The following is a 20,380-nucleotide window of genomic DNA, read 5'->3' as shown; positions in this document are numbered from 1 at the left end:
TGCAACACCCTAGAGAATCTACATGAGCGAGCTGGCGGATAAGGTCCAACAGGATTTGGTTGAGGCCATCGATAACGATGACCTGGTTCTGCCAACGTTACCGGAAGTGGCCCTGCAAATTCGCAAGGCCGCCGAAGACCCGGAGATCAGTGTCAGCGACCTGAGCAAAGTGATTGGCCGCGACACGGCGCTGTCGGCACGCCTGATCAAAGTGGTCAACAGTCCGTTGCTGCGCGCGACCCAGGAAGTCACCGACCTGCACACCGCGATCACCCGACTGGGGGTGAACTACAGCAGCAACCTGGCGATCGGCCTGGTGATGGAACAGATCTTCCACGCCCGCTCCGAGGTGGTCGAACAGAAGATGCGCGAAGTCTGGCGCAAGAGCCTGGAGATCGCCGGCGTCAGCTACGCTCTGTGCCGTCGGCACACCCAACTCAAACCTGATCAGGCGGCGCTGGGCGGACTGGTGCATCAGATCGGCGTATTGCCGATCCTCACATACGCCGAAGATCACTACGAACTGCTGTCAGACCCGGTCAGCCTCAACCATGTGATCGACCACATCCACCCGTTGCTGGGCGACAAGCTGTTGCGGGTCTGGGAATTTCCCGAGCAACTGGTGGCGTTACCGGGGCTGTATCTGGATTTCAAACGCGACTCGGCGCACCTCGATTACGTCGATCTGGTGCAGGTGGCGAGTCTGTATTGTCACAAGGACAGCGATCATCCGATTGCGCGGATTGACCCACTCAGCGTGCCGGCGTTCAGGAAGCTTGGGATCGATCCGGAGAACAAGGAGTTGTGCGCGGATCTGGAAGAATCGCGGACGATGTTTTACTGATCCGGAACCGCGGCGCGGCCTTCGCGAGCAAGCCCGCTCCCACAGGGGATTTGTGTACGGCGTGGATTCCCTGTGGGAGCGGGCTTGCTCGCGAAGAGGCCCGCACCAACACCACATTTATCCAGCAATAAAACTCACCCGAACCTTCAAACCGGCCTGCTCTCCATCGTGCAAGGTGATCTGCGCCAGATGCGCCCGGCAGATCTCTCCGACGATCGCCAGCCCCAACCCTGAGCCCGCAACCTGCTGATTGCGCCGATAGAAGCGTTCAAACACCCGATCCCGCTCCTCCAGCGGAATGCCCGGCCCGTCATCTTCAACTTCAAGCACCGCCGGCGCCGCGACCCGCAGAATCACGTTGCCGCCCGGTGGCGTATGCGCCAGTGCGTTGTCCACCAGATTGCTCAGCAGTTCATTGAGCAACGTCGGCTCACCGCGCAGCCACACCGGCTCATCCGCCTCCAGAGCCAGCGCGACCCCGCGTGCATGAGCCAACGGCGCCATGGCCATGCCCAGCTCGCGGGCCAACTGACTCAGATCCAGTAATTGCGCGCCGCCCTCGGCAATCGCCCGGGCACCGTTTTCCACCCGCGCCAGCGACAGCAGTTGATTGGCCAGATGGGTCAGGCGATCAGTGCTTTGCGCAGAGGATTCCAGCGTGCTGCGCCAGGTTTCCGCTTCAGTCGAACGCAGCCCCAGTTCCAGCCGCGCCTTCAACGCCGCCAGTGGCGTGCGCAGTTCGTGGGCGGCATCGGCGATGAACTGCGCCTGCCGCTCGAACTGCCCGCGCAAGCGTTCGGTGAAGTGATTGAGCGCGCGCACCAGCGGCCACAATTCATGTTGCACTTCCACCAGCGGCAGCGGCCGCAAATCATCGGGCTGACGCTCCTCCACCGCCGTGCGCAAACGCTCCAGCGGGCGCAGCGCGGCACTCACCGCGAACCACACCAGCAACAGGGCGCCGATCGCGAGCATGCCCAGACGCAGCAGCGTATCGGCCGCCAGACTGCGGGCCATGCTGACCCGCGCCTCGTCGGTTTCGGCGACACGGATTTCCGCCATGCCATTCATGTTCGGCTCGGTGACCGCTTTGAGCAGGCTGACCACGCGCACGTTCTGCCCGCGATAGGTCGCGTTATAGAAGCGCGCGAGCGCTGGATAATCGTCAGTTCTTGGCGTACCGGGTGGTGGTCCGGGCAGGTTTTCGTAGCCGGAAATCAGCTTCTGGTGGATGTCGTTGACCTGGTAGTAAATCCGCCCGGCGCTGTCGTAAGCGAAGGTGTCCAGCGCCACGTAGGGCACGTCGGCGCTGAGCGTGCCGTCGCGCTGCGACAGGCCGGCGGCAATGGTTCGCGCCGAGGCCAACAGGGTTCGGTCGTAAGCCGTGTCGGCAGCTTCGCGCCCGTTCCAGTACGCGCTCAGACCACTGGCGAGCATCAACACCACCAGCAACAACGCGAGGTTCCACAGCAACCGCCAGCGCAGGCTGCTGGGCTTATGCATCGCGACTTTCCAGCAGGTAACCGAGGCCACGGAAGGTCACGATCGCCACCGGTTGGCCGTCGAGTTTCTTGCGCAGGCGATGCACGTAGATTTCGATGGCATCGGGGCTGGCTTCTTCGTCGAGACCGAACACCTGTGCGGCGAGTTGCTCCTTGCTCATCACCCGGCCCGGGCGGGCGATCAACGCTTCGAGCACGGCTTGTTCGCGGGAGGTCAGAGTCAGCAGTTCTTCGCCGAGACTAAAGCGCCGGGTGTCGAGATCGTAGGCCAGCACGCCGCAGCGCTGCTGACGCTCGCCACCGAGCACACTGCGCCGCAACAGGGCTTTGACCCGGGCTTCGAGCTCGGTCAGTTCGAACGGTTTGGCCAGGTAATCGTCAGCGCCGAGATTCAAGCCGTGTACGCGGTCCTTCACATCGCTGCGCGCTGTCAGCATCAACACCGGCAGGTTCTTGCCACGTGCGCGCAGGCGTGCCAGCACCTCGAAACCGTCCATGCGCGGCAGGCCGACATCGAGGATCGCCATCGCGTATTCCTCGCTGCCCAGCGCCAGGTCGGCGGCCACGCCATCGTGCAACACGTCCACGGTCAGACCGGTGCTCTTGAGCGCCTGGGCGACGCTTTCGGCCAGTTGCAAATGGTCTTCGACGAGCAGAACACGCATGGATCTCTACCTCATTCAGGGATGGCCGACGCCACTCTTTGCCGCGGAGTTTACAGCCGCAACCGCCGCTGTGAAGCCCGAAACCCGCGAAATCCAGCTGAAAGGTTAGTGAAAGGTTAGCCCGTTAGAGTCCGGTCACGGACAGTTTCGACTGCCGTCGCTGCTGCCACACAGCGATACGAAAAACGCCTCGAAGCGTTTTCGACCAATAAGAACAATAAACGGAGTACACCCGCATGCCGTCCTTGCAGACCAAGGCTTCTACGCCTGTTCGTCCTTCTCGTTTGCGCCACGCCACCCTCGCCAGCACCGCTGCCCTCGCCGGTTTCTCACCGTTGAGCTACGCCGACTTCATCAAAGACAGTTCCGCCACCTTCGAAACCCGCAACATGTACTTCAACCGCGACTTTCGCGACGGCACCAGTGCCCAGCAAAGCAAGCGTGATGAATGGGCGCAGGGTTTCATGCTCAACCTGCAATCGGGTTACACCGACGGCACCGTGGGCTTCGGTGTCGATGCGCTGGGCATGCTCGGGGTCAAACTTGATTCGAGCCCGGATCGTACCGGCACCGGCCTGTTGCCGACCCACGATGACGGGCGCGCGGCGAACGAATACTCGAAAGTCGGCCTGACCGGCAAAGTGAAAATCTCCGCCACCGAACTGAAAATCGGCAGCCTGATTCCCGAACTGCCGATCCTCAAACCGAATGACGGGCGCATCCTGCCGCAGACGTTCGAAGGTGGTTTGCTGACCTCCAAAGAGATCAAGAACCTGACCTTCACCGGTGGGCGTCTGGAGAAAGCCAAGGATCGCGACAGCACCGATTTCGAGGACATAGCCCTCAACAACAAGAACAGCCGCTTCGCGGGCACCGTGGCCGGCAAGCATTTCGATTTTGCCGGCGTGGACTACAAGTTCACCGACAAGATCACCGGCAGTTACCACTTCGCCCAGCTCGACGAAGTCTATAACCAGCACTTCTTCGGTCTGGTCGCCTCGCGGCCGATGGGCCCGGGCACCTTCGCCACCGACCTGCGCTTTGCGGTCAGTGACGATCAGGGCGCGGCCCGTGGTGGCGAGATCGACAACCGCTCGCTCAACGGTCTGGTCAGCTACGCCCTGAGCGGCCACAAGTTCAGCGCCGGTTATCAGCACATGTCCGGCGACAGCGCGTTCCCCTATGTCGATGGCAGCGACCCGTACCTGGTCAACTTCGTGCAGATCAACGACTTTGCCGGCGCCGAAGAACGCTCCTGGCAGGCGCGTTACGATTTCGACTTCGCCCGCCTCGGCATCCCTGGCCTGTCGTTCATGAGCCGTTACCTGAGCGGTGACAACATCAAGCTCAAGAATGGCGAAGAAGGCAAAGAGTGGGAGCGCAACACCGAGATCAAATATGTAGTACAAAGCGGCGCCCTGAAGGACGTTGCCGTACGCCTGCGTAATGCCACCTACCGTTCCAACTACTCCGCTCGCGATGCCGATGAAGTGCGTCTGCTGGTGAGCTATAGCGTTGCCCTTTGGTAATTCAGTACGTCCATAACAACAACTCCCAAGGAGACATAGATGAACTTATCACTGCGTAAAGTTGCTCTGGCCGCTAGCGTCATGCTGTTCGCCGGCCAATTGATGGCCGAACCGAAACGTCCGGAATGCATCGCCCCGGCCTCCCCCGGCGGCGGTTTCGACCTGACCTGCAAACTGGCGCAAAGCGCGCTGGTCAACGAAAAACTGCTGACCAAACCGATGCGCGTGACCTACATGCCCGGCGGTGTCGGCGCAGTGGCGTACAACGCGGTCGTCGCCCAGCGTCCGGCCGATGCAGGCACGCTGGTGGCGTGGTCCAGCGGTTCGTTGCTGAACCTGGCGCAAGGCAAGTTCGGTCGTTTCGATGAAACCAATGTGCGCTGGCTGGCCGCCGTCGGCACCAGTTACGGCGCCATCGCGGTGAAAAGCGATTCGCCCTACAAGACCCTCGACGATCTGGTCAAAGCCCTGAAGAAAGATCCGAGCTCCGTGGTCATCGGTTCCGGCGGCACCGTCGGCAGCCAGGACTGGATGCAGACCGCACTGATCGCCAAGGCTGCCGGGATCAACCCGCGTGACCTGCGTTACGTCGCCCTCGAAGGCGGCGGCGAAATCGCTACTGCACTGCTCGGCGGTCACATCCAGGTGGGTAGTACCGACATCTCCGACTCCATGCCGCACATCCAGAGCGGTGACATGCGCCTGCTGGCAGTGTTCGCCGACAAGCGCATCGACGAGCCGGAAATGAAGGACATCCCGACCGCGCGCGAGCAGGGCTACGACATCGTCTGGCCGGTAGTTCGCGGTTTCTACCTCGGGCCAAAAGTCAGCGACGAAGACTACGCCTGGTGGAAAGACGCCTTCGACAAACTGCTGGCCTCGGACGACTTCGCCAAGCTGCGCGATCAACGTGAACTGTTCCCGTTCGCCATGACCGGCCCGGAGCTGGACACCTACGTGAAGAAGCAGGTCGCGGACTACAAAGTGCTGGCCAAAGAGTTCGGCCTGATTCAGTGATCGTCTCTGTCTAGCGGCTGCGGCCTCGCGCATCGAGGCCTCGGCACAGGAGTTTCCCATGCTCTTACAACGCATTTTCGCCTCGGTGCTGTTGCTGGCCTGCGTTGGCCTGGCGCTGATGGCGTGGCCGTATCAAGCGGCTTTTTCTTATGAACCGGTCGGCCCGCGCGCCTTTCCTCTGCTGATGCTCGGCCTGATGGGCGTGGCGCTGCTGTACATGGTGTTCCGCCCGGCACCGATCAAACACAGCGAAGACGAGCCACCGCTGGATCGCCAAACCCTGACCAAGATCGGCATCTGCGTCGTCCTGCTGCTGGTGTTCGCCGGCCTGTTCGAACCGCTGGGCTTCATCCTCAGCAGCATCCTGATCGGCATCCCGATGGCGCGCCTGTATGGCGGTCGCTGGCTGCCGAGCATTGTGGTGACAACGTTGATGGCCATCGGTCTGTACCTGCTGTTCGACCGTCTGATGGACGTTCCACTGCCTCTGGGCCTGCTCGACGTTCTGGAGAACTGATATGGATACTCTCGGTTATTTGGGTCAGGGCTTCGGCGTCGCGCTGAGTCCGTACAACCTGGTCACGGCCCTGACCGGCACGCTGATCGGCACCGTGGTCGGGCTGTTGCCGGGCCTGGGTCCGATCAATGGCGTGGCCCTGCTGATCCCGATCGCCTTCGCCCTCGGCCTGCCACCGGAGTCGGCGCTGATTCTGCTGGCGGCGGTGTATCTGGGCTGCGAATACGGCGGGCGGATCAGTTCGATCCTGCTCAACATCCCGGGCGAAGCTTCCACCGTGATGACCACCCTCGACGGTTATCCGATGGCGCGTCAGGGCCTGGCCGGGGTGGCGCTGTCGCTGTCGGCGTGGAGCTCGTTCATTGGTGCGTTCATCGCCACTTGCGGCATGGTGCTGTTCGCCCCACTGCTGGCGAAATGGGCGATTGCCTTCGGCCCGGCGGAATACTTCGTGTTGATGGTGTTCGCGATTGTCTGCCTCGGTGGCATGGCCGGCGATCGACCACTGAAAACCTTTATTGCGGCGCTGATCGGGCTGTTTCTGTCGACCGTTGGCATCGACGCCAACAGCGGCGTATACCGCTTCACCGGCGACAACATTCACCTGACCGACGGCATCCAGTTCGTGGTGCTGGTACTGGGTCTGTTCTCGGTCAGTGAAATCCTCCTGCTGCTGGAAAAAACCCATCGCGGCCAGGAAGCGGTGAAAGCCACCGGGCGCATGATGTTCAACTTCAAGGAAGCGGCGTCGGTGTTCGTGGTGAACATCCGTTGCGGCCTGCTGGGTTTCATCATGGGCGTGTTGCCAGGTGCCGGCGCGACGCTCGCCAGTGCCGTGGCCTACATGACCGAAAAACGCATCGCCGGTGCCGGCGGCAAATTCGGTCAGGGTGACGCCCGTGGCCTCGCCGCTCCTGAGACTGCGATCGGCGCTTCAGCGTGTGGCGCGCTGGTGCCGATGCTGACCCTCGGCGTACCCGGTTCGGGCACCACCGCCGTGATGATCGGCGCGTTGTCGCTGTACAACATCACCCCGGGGCCGCTGCTGTTCCAACAGCAACCGGACATCGTCTGGGGCCTGATCGCGTCGTTGTTCATCGCCAACATCATGCTGGTGATCCTCAACATCCCGATGATCCGCATCTTCACGCGCATCCTCGCCGTGCCGAACTGGGCACTGGTGCCGGTGATCGCGATCATCACCGGGATCGGCGTCTACGCCGTGCATGCGACCACCTTCGACCTGTTCCTGATGGTCGGCATCGGTATCTTCGGCTACATCCTGCGCAAGCTGGATTTCCCGTTGTCGCCGGTGCTTCTGGGGTTCATTCTCGGCGGGCTGATGGAGCAGAACCTGCGTCGTGCGCTGTCGATTTCCAACGGTGCGCTGGAAATCCTCTGGTCGAGCCCGATCACTTTCGGCGTGTGGATCCTGACCGCGTTCATGTTGCTGATGCCGCTGCTGCGCATCTGGCGCAAACGTTCGGCGGCGCAACGCGCCATCGCCGATGTCTGATCGCTCCTCCCTCAGAAGCTGGTGGGCGACCCCGCTGGTCGGTCTGCTTGGCGGTTTTATCGCCAGCCAGATCGGCTGGCCGCTACCGTGGATGGTCGGCTCGCTGCTGGCGATCATCCTGGTGCGCTGCCTGACCCCGTGGCAACTCACGGAAATCCCCGGCGGGCGCAAATGCGGCCAATGGATTGTCGGCATCGGCATCGGCCTGCACTTCACCCCGTTGGTGATGGAGCAGGTGCTGAGTCATTTCGGATTGATCTTCTTCGGTGCGCTGGTCACCAGCCTGTCGGCGGTGGTCGGGGTGTGGTTGATGCGCCGCACCGGCGAAGATCGCGCCACGGCGTTTTTCTCAAGCATGCCCGGCGGCTCCGGGGAGATGGTCAACCTCGGCGCGCGCAATGGCGCGCTGCTCAGCCATGTCGCGGCGGGGCAGAGTCTGCGGGTGCTGGTGGTGGTGCTGTGCGTGCCGGCCGCGTTCAAGTATCTGTTGGGCGATGGCACACCGATTTCCCACGCCGGCAACGTCGATTGGCGCTGGCTGGCGATTCTGTTTCCCACGGGCGCCCTGCTCGCCTGGCTCTGGCAGCGTTTGCGTCAGCCCAATCCGTGGCTGTTCGGGCCGCTGCTGGTCAGTGCCACGGTGAGCATTGCCTGGGATTTGCACATCGGCCTGCCGGACGGTGGAAGCCAGATCGGCCAGTGGCTGATCGGCAGCGGCTTGGGCTGTCACTTCAATCGACAGTTCTTCCGCCGCGCGCCGTCATTCATGGGGCGTACATTGATCGGCACGGCGCTGACCATGTTGATCGCGACCTTGGCGGCTTTAGGTTTGAGTGCACTGACCCATCTGGATCTGCGTTCGCTGACGTTGGGCATGATGCCCGGGGGGATTGCCGAGATGAGCCTGACGGCGGAGACCCTGCAACTGTCGGTGCCGCTGGTGACGGCGATGCAGGTAATGCGGTTGCTGTTTGTGCTGTTTCTGGCGGAGCCGTTGTTCAAGTACTGGAACCGTAATCCCGAGTAACACCGATAGACCGAGTTGCCTTCTTCGCGAGCAAGCCCGCTCCCACATTGGTTATGTGCATGCCGCAAAACCAATGTGGGAGCGGGCTTGCTCGCGAAGGGGCCGGCCCGGTCTGCCGATCAGACCGGCGGCAACCGCCACTCGATCGGCGCTTCACCATTTTGCTCGAGAAACTTGTTGGTCCGGCTGAAATGCCCGCAACCGAGGTAGCCCCGATAAGCCGACAACGGCGACGGATGCACCGAGGTCAGCACCAAATGCTTGGTCGCATCAATTAGCTTCTGTTTGCTCTGCGCATGCGCCCCCCACAGCATGAACACCAGATGCGGCTGGCGTTCGCTGACCAGTTCGATGATCCGGTCGGTGAAGAACTGCCAGCCCTTGTCCTTGTGCGCGTTGGCATTGGCGCGCTCGACGGTCATGGTGGTGTTGAGCATCAACACGCCCTGATCGGCCCAGCTCTGCAGGTAGCCGTGGTTGGGAATGTCGATGTTCAGGTCGCGCTTCAACTCTTTATAGATGTTGACCAGCGACGGCGGAGCCGGCACGCCGGGTTGCACCGAAAAGCACAAGCCATGGGCCTGGCCCGGACCGTGGTACGGGTCCTGGCCGAGGATCACCACTTTGACTTTATCCAGCGGCGTCGAATTCAGCGCGTTGAAAATCAGCGGCCCCGGCGGATAGATTTCCTTGCCGGCAGCCCGCTCCTGCTGCAGAAAATTGCGCAACTCTGCCATATAAGGCTGGTCGAATTCAGCACGCAGTGCCTCCTTCCAGCTTGGTTCGAGTTTGATACGGTCGTCAGCAGTCATGGTCATACCCGGCAAAAACAATGGGGCGAACCCTAGGAAAGCCGACCACGCTTGTCAATTGATCTGACACAGATCCGGCACTTTCCCACACAGCGATCATACTGATCGTTCAAATTCCCGATCGAGGTCACGATGAATCTGCACTTCGAAGAACTCACCGGCACCGACGGCGCCCGCCTCGGGATCGCCAGCCTGGATGCTGAAAAGTCGCTCAACGCACTGTCCTTGCCGATGATCAACGCCCTGAGCGACAAACTGCACGCCTGGGCCAAGGACCCACAAATCGTCTGCGTGCTGCTGCGCGGCAATGGCGCCAAGGCGTTCTGCGCCGGCGGCGAAGTGCGCAGCCTGGTGGAGGCCTGCCGGGCCCACCCCGGTGAAGTCCCGCCACTGGCGGCGCAGTTTTTCGCCGCCGAGTATCGCCTGGACTACAGCTTGCACACCTACCCCAAACCGCTGATTTGCTGGGGCCACGGTTACGTGCTCGGCGGCGGCATGGGCCTGTTGCAAGGCGCGAGCACGCGGATCGTCACGCCGAGCAGTCGCCTGGCGATGCCCGAGATCACCATCGGTCTGTATCCGGACGTCGGCGCCAGTTGGTTTCTCTCACGGTTGCCGGGCAAGCTCGGCTTGTTTCTTGGACTGACCGGCGCGCACATGAACGGCCGCGATGCGATCGATCTGGATCTGGCCGACCGTTTCCTGCTTGAAGAGCAGCAACCGCAACTGATCGAAGGCCTGCTGCAACTCAACTGGCAGGAACAGACCGACATGCAGCTCAACAGTCTGCTCAAAGCCCTGCAACAGGAAGCCGTCGGGCAGATGCCCGAGGCGCAATGGCTGCCGCGCCGCCAGCAGATCGACGAACTGCTCGACGTCAGCGACGTCACCTGTGCCTGGAAAGCCATCAGCCTGCAACGCGACAGCAGCGACCCGCTGATCGCCCGCGCCGCGAAAACCCTGAGCGAAGGCTCGCCGCTGACCGCGCATCTGGTCTGGGAACAAATCCTCCGCGCCCGCTATCTGTCGCTGGCCGAAGTGTTTCAGATGGAATACACACTGAGCCTCAATTGCTGTCGGCACCCGGAATTCAGCGAAGGGGTGCGGGCACGGCTGATCGACAAGGATCAGAAACCGCACTGGCATTGGCCGGACATCAATAACGTCCCGGACGCGGTGGTCGAGGCGCATTTTCACAAGGTCTGGGAAGGTCGGCATCCGTTGGCGGATCTGACGCAATACTGAACGCCCGGTAAATCGCAGGCACAAAAAAAGCGGCGCTCAATGCGCCGCTTTTTTGTTTGCGGATGATTACCAGCGACCGCCTCGACCGCCGTGGTCACCGCGGTTACCGTGATGATCACGGCCACCCCGGTCACGATCCCAACCCCCACCACGGTGCCCGTCCCAACGGCCACGATCGTTGTCGTGCCAGCGGCGGCTCTCGTAGTAGCGTGGCGCTGGCTGGTAGTAACGCGGCGCCGAGTAGTAACGCGGAGCCGGTTGATAGTAACGCGGGGCCGCCTGGTAGTAGCGCGGGGCCGAGTAGTAGGTGCTGCCGCCGCTGTAATAGGTGCCGCCAGTGTTGTAGTACGCCGGAGCGGGTGAGGTGTAGACCTCCGAGCTGTAATAACTGTCTGCGTAGGAGTAGGGAGCGCAACCGGCAACGGAAAACATCATCGCAGCAAGTAGAAGAATTCGTCGATACATGGCGGCCTCCTGGACCGCGGGTAGCCACACCAGCGACGCTGGCAGGCATCAGTCGTTTATTCGGTGACTGACGAAACATCTGACAGCGTTTTCCGAATCTGGTGCGCTTCCGTAACAAGTTGAAACATGTGATTGATGAAATCCTGTTCATTTGGAAACCACTGTCATTCAGCTACTGATCAGTGGTGCCCACCGTGATAGCCGCCACCGTGATAACCGCGTCCGTAGCCGCCGTAGTAATAATGAGCACCGCCGTAGTAACGCGGTCCGTAATATCCGCCGTAGTAATAAGGCGAGTAGTAGCCGGGATAATAAGACGTGGCGGGATAAGCATCGTAGGGACCGGCATAGTAATAACACCCGGACAGGCATGAACCGAGCACCGCTCCCAGCAGCACTCGACGTAACAGTTTTGAAATACCCATGACGGCCTCCTGAAAGACCCACGGCCGCAGCAGGACAGCGCAGCCGACACAGTTTTGACTGTCAGGTCCGGGGCAAGTGCCGGGCGCGCAAAGGCTTCAGATCAGCGGTGTCAGTCACACTGAAAATCCTCTGTGGGAGCGGGCTTGCTCGCGAAAGCGGTGGGTCAGTGATGAATCACTGACTGACAGGACACCTTCGCGAGCAAGCCCGCTCCCACTGTTGACCTGCGTAATGCCCAGGAATACATCGGTGCCACCACCGTACATGCTGATGACACCTTGCATACCCTGCTGTCTCGGGCCGATCATGCGATGTAGCAGGCCAGACAAACTGGCCGTAACCGCAATTGCGTGGAAATGCCTTACTCGTCCTATGCCTGATTCCGACATCAAACCCGACCTCTGCCCGGCCTGCGGCGCGCGCAACGACTGCAGCCTGGCTGACCCGCGCACCGCCGACCAGGCCTGCTGGTGCTATGCCGTGAGCATCGATCCGGCAGTGCTTGAAGCCTTGCCCGCAGCGCTGCGCAATCAATCCTGTCTGTGCCCGCGCTGCGCTCAGGTCGAAGCGCAACTGCAAGCAGCGGCTCGGCCAATCCCGTAAGATACGCGCCCCTTTATCCGCCGATTCCTGACCATGCGCGTCGACCGTTTCCTCAGCAACCTGCCCCGCTACAACCGTCAGCAGGTTCGCCTGTTGCTGGTGGAAAAGCGTGTGCGGATCGACGGAAAAGTCGTCAGCGACCCGCACAGCGAGGTGCTGGAATTCAGCCGCGTCGAAGTCGACGAAGAAATCCTGCAACTCGGCAAACCGGCACGCTACTTCATGCTGCACAAGCCGCCGGGGTGCGTCAGTGCCACTCGCGATCCGCAGCACCCGACCGTGCTTGATCTGATCGATGAACCGGACAAGGACGACCTGCACATCGCCGGGCGCCTCGACTTCAACACCACCGGGCTGATGCTGATCACCAACGATGGCAGCTGGTCGCGACGCCTGACCCAACCGCAGACCAAACTGCCGAAGGTCTATTACATCGAGACCGAACAGGAGATCGGGCCGCAATACGCGCTGAGGTTTGCCGAGGGCATCTACTTCGCCTTCGAAAACCTGACCACGCAACCGGCGCAACTCGAAGTGCTCGGCCCGAGGGCGGCGCGTCTGAGCATCGTCGAGGGTCGCTACCATCAGGTGAAGCGCATGTTTGGTCACTTCAACAACAAAGTGTTGCGCCTGCACCGCGAATCCATGGGCCCGCTGTCGCTGGATAACGCGCTAAAACCGGGCGAGTACCGCGCTTTGCGCACCGAAGAGATCCATTTGTTCTAAGCCGGCGACCGCTCAGCAGAAGTTGTCGAACAATTTACCAACGGCACTTGCGCGATCCCCATCCCACTGCTTGAATCAGGACGTCGGCCAAATTGTGACCGATGAGTCACCACATACTTCCAAGAAACTTTTTGCCGGTCGTCAGCCCCTTGGGTTGCGCCTCAGCCGGCAGACTGCCCGCCAATAACAACACCCGTCGACCGCAGTCATGGATCGACATGGGCCAAGCAAATTCCAGGCGTATGCCTACCTGTCACAAAGCTCGTGCAATCTCTATTTGCGCGCATACCCGCTTGCTTGCCAGGAGTCTTATGACATGAGGCCAGAAATCGCTGTGCTGGATATACAGGGTCAGTATCGGGTTTACACGGAGTTCTATCGCGCAGACGCCGCAGAAAAGACCATCATCCTGGTCAACGGCTCGATGGCCACGACTGCGTCGTTTGCACAGACTGTGAAAAACCTGCACCCGCAATTCAACGTGGTTTGCTACGACCAGCCCTACGCGGGCCGGTCGAAAATCCACAACCGTCACGAGAAACATCTGACCAAGGAAGTCGAAGGGCAGATCCTGCTGGAGCTGATCGACCACTTCGGCGCCGAACACGTGCTGTCGTTTTCCTGGGGCGGCGCAGCCACCCTGGTTGCCCTGGCCCATCAGCCGCGGCGTATCGAGAAAGCCGTGATCAGCTCGTTCTCGCCGGTGATCAACGCACACATGCTTGATTACCTGGAGCGCGGTGTCGATTATCTCGGCCAGCGCGATGGCGACCGCGTCGGGCACCTGGTCAACAGCACTATCGGCAAACACCTACCGTCACTGTTCAAGCGCTTTAACTATCGCCACGTCAGCAGCCTGGCCGAACACGAATACGGGCAGATGCACTTCCACATCAGTGACGTGCTGCACAGCGATCGCCAGTGCTATTTGAATGCGGCGAAAAAGATCAACGTGCCGGTGCTGTTCCTCAACGGCGAATGGGATGAATACACCGCCGCCGAAGACGCCCGGATATTCGGCAACCATGTGGCGCACAGCACCTTCACCACGCTGCAGGCCACCGGCCACTTCCTCGACATGGAACACAAGGCTGCGTGCCGCGATAGCCAGAACGCCCTGCTGGGTTTCCTGAAACCCTCACCGCAGTCGAGCCGAACGCGCTACGCGTTCGTCCAGGATCACCATGCATTGGCCATTTGAAAAAGCGTCGTCGCGAGCGAGTCTGTGGGGCTGAAAAACCAGCATTGATTGCCCTGCAGATTTGCCCGCGAATGACCGTTTTCAATGCTGTAACGCGCTGCGAGCAAAAGAAAAACTTCAAATCTGCGCCCGACTCTGGTACAAAGTCAGCCGCTCTGAGCGGGTATAGTTTAGTGGCAAAACGAAAGCTTCCCAAGCTTTAGTTGAGGGTTCGATTCCCTCTACCCGCTCCACTCAATCAGGTCCCACGTCGTGTTATCACGGGGGATGCAGGAACAGAAAAAACCGGCCTACAGGGCCGGTTTTTTTGTGTCCGGGATTTGATGTCGGCTACTTGGTCGGCACCGAACCATTATGCAACACACCGTTTATTGCAGATGCACCAGCCCTCTTTACGCTTTGATCGTTACTAACGACGAAGCGCTGCCTGCTCAAAGGGATGATCCCCATGCATGGGCTTCCCAATCGGTATTAGCAGAGCCGCTCTTGGGCTTTGACTGATTGGAAGGCGCGGCAGTTCGGTAAGTCCGAAGCACCGCCGGTAAATCACCTTTCACTCAAGAGGGTTTCCATCAGTGCAGGAAAACAAAAAATCTGGAATGACGGGGGAAGAGCAGGCTATCTGGAATGATGCGATCAGGTTTGCTCGATCAAACAAGAAGGCGATTGGCAAGCGGCTCACGGCGCAAACCAAGTATCCACCCGAAGAAGAACCTGTTTCGGTTTTCATGGCGGGGTCGCCGGGCGCTGGCAAAACGGAGGCGTCATTAGCTCTGCTGAACCTTTTCTCCGATACGCCCATCTTGCGAATTGATCCAGACGAACTCAGATATGAATTTGAAGCCTATCAAGGTGGCAATGCCTGGCTTTTCCAAGGCGCCGTTTCGATTCTGGTTGGAAAGCTGATTGATCTGGCTCTGGATCGAAAGCAATCCTTCCTGTTGGATGGAACACTTTCGAATATCGAAATCGCAAGGAAAAATGTGCAGCGGTGCCTCCACAAAGGGAGATTTGTGCAAATTCTCTACGTCTACCAAGACCCTAGCCTGGCCTGGTCCTTTGTCAGAGCCCGCGAGGAAGTTGAAGGACGCAGGATTCGACCGGAGCATTTCGTCGACCAATACTTTGCAGCGCGTGACGTGGTAAACACGCTTAAGCTAGAGTTTGGCAAAGACCTGCATGTCGATCTGCTTGTGATGCATATTGATAATTCTGGACGCCTCTACAAGGCTGGTGTCGACAAGATTGACTACCATATCCCCGAGAAGCATACGAGACACGAACTGATGGTCATGCTTGGGATCAATTACGGAGCAACCGCATGAAACTCGGATCCACAAAGGAGTCCACGAGTCCATTCGCAGATTTCATTCGCAATGCGAAATCGGAAGAAAAAAAGCGCGTTTACAGCGAAGTGCTGAGCGAAGCCACCAAAAAACAGAATGATCTGATGTTGGCGGCGCGTGAAAAGCAGACCTGATCACATCACTGATATTCAAAAAGCCCGGCCCTTTGCCGGGCTTTTTTATTCTCACTGTTCCGACATTACAGATCCACAACACACCGACGATTCTCACCTTCCCCACGACCCGCTAGCATTTCCCCATCACCCACCACCCTCCCCCTGCGCGGCCATCGACGAATACGCGTTTTGACTTTCGAGGGACTCCATGGCGCGGCCTCTGTGCCGCTGATGACCGAACTCAAAAGAGTATTTCCCCCATGACGCAAAATATTTACGACGATCCGGAGTTTTTCCAGGGTTACAGCCAGATGAACCGCTCCATCGGTGGCCTCGATGCCGCGCCGGAGTGGCCGGCGCTCAAGGCGTTGCTGCCATCGATGCACGACTTGAACGTGGTCGACCTCGGCTGCGGCTATGGCTGGTTCAGCCGCTGGGCCAGTGAGCACGGCGCCGCCAATGTGCTGGGGCTGGATGTCTCGGAAAAGATGCTGGAGCGCGCGCGCGAAACCACTGAGGCGGCGAACATCCGCTATGAACGCGCCGATCTTGAGCATCTCGATCTCCCAGCGTGCAGTTTCGATCTCGCCTACAGTTCACTGGCGCTGCATTACATCAAGGATCTGCCAGGGCTGTTCGCTCGTCTGTACGCGGCGTTGAAACCGGGTTCGCATTTTGTGTTCTCCATCGAGCACCCGATCTTCATGGCCCCGCGCAATCCAGGCTGGCTGGTCGACAGCGACGGTCGCAAGCGCTGGCCGCTGGACAGTTATCAGATGGAAGGCGAGCGAGTGACCCACTGGCTGGCCGACGGGGTGATCAAGCAGCACCGCACGATGGGCACGCTGTTGAATTCGTTGATCGCGGCGGGTTTTGCCATTCGCCATGTCAATGAATGGGGGCCGAGCGATGCGGAGGTGGCGGCGCAACCAGCGCTGGCTGAAGAGCGGGAGCGGCCGATGATGATGTTGGTGGCGGTGCAGCGCTAATCTGAGCTGAGCAAACAATATGTGGTGAGGGGATTTATCCCCGATGGTTGCGTAGCAACCGCTTAAAGGGCCTGCTGCGCAGTCCATCGGGGATAAATCCCCTCACTACAGGTGGCTGAAGGCTGGCTTCACCGAGTCGCGACGATGAACAGCCGCGGAAACGGCAACAGCACCGAACCATCCGGCAACGCCGGATAAGCCTCGGCAACCACCGCCATATACTGCGTGAGATATTGCGCCCGTTCCTCTTCAGTCAGCGGGCTCAGAAACGGAATCAAGCCACTGCCCTTGAACCACTCCACCACCCCCGCCGCTCCACCTGACAACTGATGGTGATAGGTAGTACGCCACACATCGACCCGCGAACAGTGCGGACGCAACATCGAGAAGTATTCGCTGGCACTCACCATGTCGGTGCGCTGCCCGGCGGCGCCAGCCAGTTTGGCGGACCATGGGCCATTGGCGGCGACTTCACGCATCAGTCGGTGGGAAGGCTCGTTGAGGTTATCCGGCATCTGGATCGCCAGACTGCCACCGTCCGAAAGTTTAGCCGCCAACGCCGGCAGCAATGTCGCGTGATCCGGCACCCATTGCAGCACTGCATTGGCGAAGATCACATCGAACGGCCCTTGATCCGCCCAACTATCGATTTCTGCGACCTCGAACTGCAACTGCGGCAGGCGCTTGCGCGCGGCGTTGACCATGTCCGGCGAACTGTCGAGCCCCCTGACCTGGGCCTGCTGAAAACGCTGCACCAGCAGTTCGGTGGAGTTACCCGGACCGCAACCGATATCGACCACCGATCGCGCCTGAACCGTGGGAATCGCCGCCAGCAGATCACGTGCCGGGCGGGTGCGTTCATCTTCGAAAGCGACGTATTGTCTGGCGGACCAACTCATTGCGTTCTCCTGTCGGGACATTCGTGCGGTTCCTCACAATACAGGCAGCGCTGCGCGCAGTTCCAGACAGGCTTATTGCAAGGGATGTCTTCACCCTCACAATTATTGGCAGACGTCATTTGTAAGTAGAATTTTCACCGCGCCCCGAATGTCTGAATTTCAAGCTCTCCCAATAAGGAACACCGCAATGAAATTCGCGAAAATCTCCCAGACCCTGGCCCTCTGGGCCGGTAGCCCGAAAACCTTCATGGGCGCATTGATCCTGATTTTTCTGTGGGGTTTGAGTGGGCCGATTTTTGATTTCAATGACACCTGGCAACTGATCATCAACACCTCGACCACGATCATCACTTTTCTGATGGTATTCCTGATCCAGAATACGCAGAACCGTGATACCGACATCCTGCATCTGAAGCTCGATGAGTTATTGCGGGTGAACAAGGAAGCGCAGAACGCAATGCTCGGCCTGGAATCGCTGGATCTCAAACAACTCGAGGCGCTGCGCAAGCATTACCGCAGCTTGGGCGAGAGTGAGGTGTTCAACCTTGAAGGGCTGGGGGAGAAGAGCAAGCCGAAGCAGGATTTGAATGACTGCTAAGTAAAGTTGAACAAAGCAAAAGATCGCAGCCTGCGGCAGTTCCTACACCGTTCTATGTAGGAGCTGCCGCAGGCTGCGATCTTTTGATTGGCAGTTGGTGTCAGCGACTGGCTTGCAGAGCTCGGGCCATTTCCAGATGGCTTTGCAGTTTTGGCAGCGTCTCGTCGGCAAATGCCTTGATTTCCGGCACGTCGGTAGACTGCGCTTCCTGCTGAATCTGCTGGATGGCCTCTTCGGTCGCTTTCACCTGGCTCGCGGCGTAGGCCTGGTCGAAGGTTTCACCGTCCTTGACCTGAGGGATCATGGTCTTGGCCTTGTCGGCAATTTCTTCACGGGGAGCGACCGGCAGATCGAGTTTCTTCGCGATCTTCGCCAGATGCTGGTTGGCCGTGGTGCGGTCATTGATCACGACAATGGTGTAATCCTTGACCTCTTTGGATTCGGATTTCTGGTGCGCCAGCCGGCTGGCTTCAATGTCGGCCATGCCTTTGGCGGACGCATCGTTGATGAAGTCGGCAGGCGACTGGGCGAATGCTGTGCCCGCGAACAAACCCAACAGCGTGGCAAAACTGAAACGACGTATCTGGGTGGCCATCCGGCTCATGGTCGCGCCCTCCTATCTCTGCAAATTCAAGCGGGGGCTTGCGCCCCCGCCTCTCAATCAAAACTACCTCACCGACTACTTCGACTTCTGAGCTGGCTTGCGGCCCATTTCGGTTTTCGCAGGCTCTTTGTCGACCGTCGTGGTGGTGGTTTTCCCACCTTTGCGACCGGCTTCAGAGGCCTTGGTTCGATCGTTGGCGAAGTTTCCCGAGTTCGAGTTTCTTGAATTAGGCATGATTCTCTTCCTCTTGGTGTTGATCGTTGGCGAGCAGATGCCCGCCTAGATTGAGAATTGCCGGACTGCCAAAGGTTTAGAAAAGTTGCCCGCGCCGCGACGAACGGCGCGCACTGCTTCAGCTATCCACCGCCCGATGATTGAGGCGTTTGGCGGCGTACATCGCTTGGTCGGCATGCCGGAACAATTGTTGCTCCTCACTGCCATGTTCGGGATAACGGGCCACGCCGATGCTCGGTTCGATGTACAGGTTGTGACCGTCCAGGCGCATCGGCTGCACCAGCACATGGCGGATTTTTCCGGCCACGATGTCGGCGTCTTCAGCGGCGTGAACGCTGTGCAACAGCACCACGAATTCGTCGCCACCGATGCGCGCCACGGTATCGGTGTCGCGTACGCAGCCCTTGAGCCGACTCGCCACCGTTTGCAGCAGCATGTCGCCGACCGCATGGCCAAAGGTGTCGTTGACCTGTTTGAAGCGATCCAGATCGACGTACAGCAGCGCCATGTTTCCCGAGGTTTCGCGGGCAGCGGCCAGCGCAGCTTTGAGGCGGTCTTTGAGCAACCCGCGATTGGGCAACTGGGTCAGTTGATCGTACTGCGCCATGCGTTTGAGCCGCGCGTGCAGTTGCTGGCGCTCGATGGCGGTGGCGACCTGGGCGCAGACGTATTGCAGCAGTTCCTTGTCCTGCTCGGTATAACGCTCACCGCCCGGCAGGCTTTTGACGATCAGCGCACCGATGGTGCCGTTCTTCGAATTCAGCGGCACACCGAGCCAGCACGGTGAGTCCTGCCCCGCCACCAGCGCGGCGAAGTCGGGCGAGGCGTCGGGGCTGTCCGGCGTCAGCAGAATCGGCTGACCGCTGCGGATGACCTCCGCACACAAACGCCCGGTAACGGTGCCAGGTTGCTCGGGCTGCAATTCGTGATCGTCGACGTGATAGGGAAAATTCAGCTGCGCACAGTGCTCGTCGTACAGCGCCACGGAGAAATTCAGCGCCGGCAGCCATTCGCCGATGATCAGGTGGATGCGTTTGAACAGCGCCAGCAAGTCTTCGGCGACATGCGCCGCCTCGGAAATCGCGTACAGCGCAGCCTGACGCGATTCCGCCTGCTTGCGCTCGGTGATGTCGCGGGCCACGGCGATGCGCAGTTGATCGACCTCCGACCAGCGCGCCGACCAGAGGATGTTGACGATGCGGCCATCCTTGCGCACGTAACGGTTTTCAAAGTTGTGTTTGGGTTCGCCGCTCATGATGTCGTGGGCGGCGGCCAAGGTGCGCTGGCGGTCTGCGGGATGCACCAGTTCGATCATCGACCGGCCGATCAACTCGTCAGGCGTATAACCAAAAATACGCTCGCAGGCAGCACTGACAAAAACGAAACGGCCCTGCCTGTCCACCGCGCAGACGGCATCGAGCAACAGGTCCATATAACTCGCCAACGGCGCGGAATTTCGGCTTTCCATGGTTCAGCGTGGGTGTCCGGACAATGCAGCA

At 59.9% G+C, this 20,380-nt stretch carries 23 protein-coding genes and 1 tRNA gene; 15 read left to right on the top strand and 9 right to left on the bottom strand.

The features are described 5' to 3' along the window. Positions 1–22: 22 nt before the first annotated feature. Entirely contained in the window at positions 23–844 is an 822-nt protein-coding gene (locus tag M0808_RS04995) for an HDOD domain-containing protein (RefSeq protein WP_027614457.1), read from the top strand. A gap of 117 nt (positions 845–961) precedes the next feature. Here M0808_RS04995 and M0808_RS04990 read toward each other — a convergent pair whose 3' ends face one another. Together M0808_RS04990 and M0808_RS04985 are read right to left on the bottom strand one after the other, a co-directional pair. After that, positions 962–2,347 (bottom strand): sensor histidine kinase, encoded by a 1,386-nt coding sequence (locus M0808_RS04990; protein WP_247840154.1) that lies wholly within the window; start codon positions 2,345–2,347, stop codon positions 962–964. After that, positions 2,340–3,011, bottom strand: a complete 672-nt coding sequence (locus tag M0808_RS04985; RefSeq protein ID WP_003222545.1) for a response regulator — start codon at positions 3,009–3,011, stop codon at positions 2,340–2,342. Before M0808_RS04985 ends, M0808_RS04990 begins: the two co-directional genes overlap by 8 nt. 236 nt (positions 3,012–3,247) lie before the next feature. On the opposite strand from M0808_RS04985, the gene M0808_RS04980 reads away from it, so the two are divergent. Genes M0808_RS04980 through M0808_RS04960 form a run of 5 tightly spaced genes read left to right on the top strand, consistent with a single transcriptional unit; the run spans position 3,248 to position 8,617 of the window. Further along, positions 3,248–4,540, top strand: coding sequence for an OprD family porin (locus M0808_RS04980; protein ID WP_097086665.1), 1,293 nt, complete (start codon positions 3,248–3,250; stop codon positions 4,538–4,540). 39 nt (positions 4,541–4,579) lie between these two features. Then, entirely contained in the window at positions 4,580–5,557 is a 978-nt protein-coding gene (locus tag M0808_RS04975; protein WP_169841079.1) for a tripartite tricarboxylate transporter substrate binding protein, read from the top strand. A gap of 58 nt (positions 5,558–5,615) precedes the next feature. Next, on the top strand, positions 5,616–6,074 hold the full coding sequence (locus M0808_RS04970) for a tripartite tricarboxylate transporter TctB family protein (RefSeq protein ID WP_201135575.1): 459 nt from the start codon (positions 5,616–5,618) through the stop codon (positions 6,072–6,074). A gap of 1 nt (position 6,075) precedes the next feature. After that, positions 6,076–7,590: a tripartite tricarboxylate transporter permease gene (locus M0808_RS04965; RefSeq protein WP_247840152.1), complete on the top strand. Its 1,515-nt coding sequence runs from the start codon at positions 6,076–6,078 to the stop codon at positions 7,588–7,590. Next, on the top strand, positions 7,583–8,617 hold the full coding sequence (locus M0808_RS04960) for an AbrB family transcriptional regulator (RefSeq protein WP_027614451.1): 1,035 nt from the start codon (positions 7,583–7,585) through the stop codon (positions 8,615–8,617). Before M0808_RS04965 ends, M0808_RS04960 begins: the two co-directional genes overlap by 8 nt. Positions 8,618–8,736: 119 nt before the next feature. Here M0808_RS04960 and ung read toward each other — a convergent pair whose 3' ends face one another. Beyond that, positions 8,737–9,429 carry a uracil-DNA glycosylase gene (ung, locus tag M0808_RS04955; protein ID WP_247840150.1) on the bottom strand — a complete coding sequence of 231 codons (693 nt, stop codon included), beginning with the start codon at positions 9,427–9,429 and terminating at the stop codon, positions 8,737–8,739. Between the two features lie 132 nt (positions 9,430–9,561). Here ung and M0808_RS04950 point away from each other — a divergent pair, with 132 nt between their 5' ends. Next, positions 9,562–10,674, top strand: coding sequence for an enoyl-CoA hydratase/isomerase family protein (locus M0808_RS04950; protein WP_247840148.1), 1,113 nt, complete (start codon positions 9,562–9,564; stop codon positions 10,672–10,674). A gap of 66 nt (positions 10,675–10,740) precedes the next feature. Here the strand turns inward: M0808_RS04950 and M0808_RS04945 are convergent, their stop codons facing one another. Beyond that, the gene (locus M0808_RS04945; RefSeq protein ID WP_007963255.1) at positions 10,741–11,139 is read right to left on the bottom strand and encodes a hypothetical protein; all 399 of its coding nucleotides are present in this window, start codon (positions 11,137–11,139) and stop codon (positions 10,741–10,743) included. A gap of 179 nt (positions 11,140–11,318) precedes the next feature. After that, a complete protein-coding gene (locus tag M0808_RS04940; protein WP_247840146.1) occupies positions 11,319–11,564 on the bottom strand; it encodes a hypothetical protein in 246 nt (81 codons plus the stop codon). Between the two features lie 373 nt (positions 11,565–11,937). On the opposite strand from M0808_RS04940, the gene M0808_RS04935 reads away from it, so the two are divergent. The 7 genes from M0808_RS04935 to M0808_RS04905 all read left to right on the top strand — a co-directional run bounded on the left by M0808_RS04935 (position 11,938) and on the right by M0808_RS04905 (position 16,546). After that, on the top strand, positions 11,938–12,168 hold the full coding sequence (locus M0808_RS04935) for a cysteine-rich CWC family protein (RefSeq protein WP_139055270.1): 231 nt from the start codon (positions 11,938–11,940) through the stop codon (positions 12,166–12,168). A 33-nt stretch (positions 12,169–12,201) separates the two neighbouring features. Continuing rightward, positions 12,202–12,894, top strand: a complete 693-nt coding sequence (locus tag M0808_RS04930; RefSeq protein WP_247840144.1) for a pseudouridine synthase — start codon at positions 12,202–12,204, stop codon at positions 12,892–12,894. 316 nt (positions 12,895–13,210) lie between these two features. Further along, positions 13,211–14,095, top strand: a complete 885-nt coding sequence (locus tag M0808_RS04925) for an alpha/beta hydrolase (RefSeq protein ID WP_098967651.1) — start codon at positions 13,211–13,213, stop codon at positions 14,093–14,095. A gap of 159 nt (positions 14,096–14,254) precedes the next feature. After that, a tRNA-Gly gene (locus M0808_RS04920) sits at positions 14,255–14,328 on the top strand. Between the two features lie 366 nt (positions 14,329–14,694). Beyond that, on the top strand, positions 14,695–15,420 hold the full coding sequence (locus M0808_RS04915; RefSeq protein ID WP_247840298.1) for a zeta toxin family protein: 726 nt from the start codon (positions 14,695–14,697) through the stop codon (positions 15,418–15,420). Further along, positions 15,417–15,575, top strand: coding sequence for a hypothetical protein (locus tag M0808_RS04910; protein ID WP_167734096.1), 159 nt, complete (start codon positions 15,417–15,419; stop codon positions 15,573–15,575). Before M0808_RS04915 ends, M0808_RS04910 begins: the two co-directional genes overlap by 4 nt. 242 nt (positions 15,576–15,817) lie before the next feature. Continuing rightward, entirely contained in the window at positions 15,818–16,546 is a 729-nt protein-coding gene (locus M0808_RS04905) for a class I SAM-dependent methyltransferase (RefSeq protein ID WP_247840142.1), read from the top strand. Positions 16,547–16,674: 128 nt separating this feature from the next. Here the strand turns inward: M0808_RS04905 and tam are convergent, their stop codons facing one another. Then, positions 16,675–17,445 carry a trans-aconitate 2-methyltransferase gene (tam, locus tag M0808_RS04900; protein WP_247840140.1) on the bottom strand — a complete coding sequence of 257 codons (771 nt, stop codon included), beginning with the start codon at positions 17,443–17,445 and terminating at the stop codon, positions 16,675–16,677. Between the two features lie 187 nt (positions 17,446–17,632). Between tam and M0808_RS04895 the strand changes: the two genes are divergently transcribed. Continuing rightward, positions 17,633–18,043 carry a low affinity iron permease family protein gene (locus tag M0808_RS04895; RefSeq protein WP_047598058.1) on the top strand — a complete coding sequence of 137 codons (411 nt, stop codon included), beginning with the start codon at positions 17,633–17,635 and terminating at the stop codon, positions 18,041–18,043. Between the two features lie 100 nt (positions 18,044–18,143). Here the strand turns inward: M0808_RS04895 and M0808_RS04890 are convergent, their stop codons facing one another. The 3 genes from M0808_RS04890 to M0808_RS04880 form a co-directional block, all read right to left on the bottom strand. Beyond that, positions 18,144–18,647: a DUF4142 domain-containing protein gene (locus tag M0808_RS04890; protein WP_027614439.1), complete on the bottom strand. Its 504-nt coding sequence runs from the start codon at positions 18,645–18,647 to the stop codon at positions 18,144–18,146. A gap of 75 nt (positions 18,648–18,722) precedes the next feature. After that, entirely contained in the window at positions 18,723–18,881 is a 159-nt protein-coding gene (locus M0808_RS04885; protein WP_003222499.1) for a KGG domain-containing protein, read from the bottom strand. A gap of 118 nt (positions 18,882–18,999) precedes the next feature. Continuing rightward, a complete protein-coding gene (locus M0808_RS04880; protein WP_247840138.1) occupies positions 19,000–20,349 on the bottom strand; it encodes a sensor domain-containing diguanylate cyclase in 1,350 nt (449 codons plus the stop codon). Positions 20,350–20,380: the final 31 nt, after the last annotated feature.

Source organism: Pseudomonas sp. MWU12-3103b, assembly GCF_023100615.1.
GTDB classification, from domain to species: Bacteria; Pseudomonadota; Gammaproteobacteria; order Pseudomonadales; family Pseudomonadaceae; genus Aquipseudomonas; species Aquipseudomonas putida_A.
This window is presented reverse-complemented; position numbering and strand designations above follow the sequence as displayed.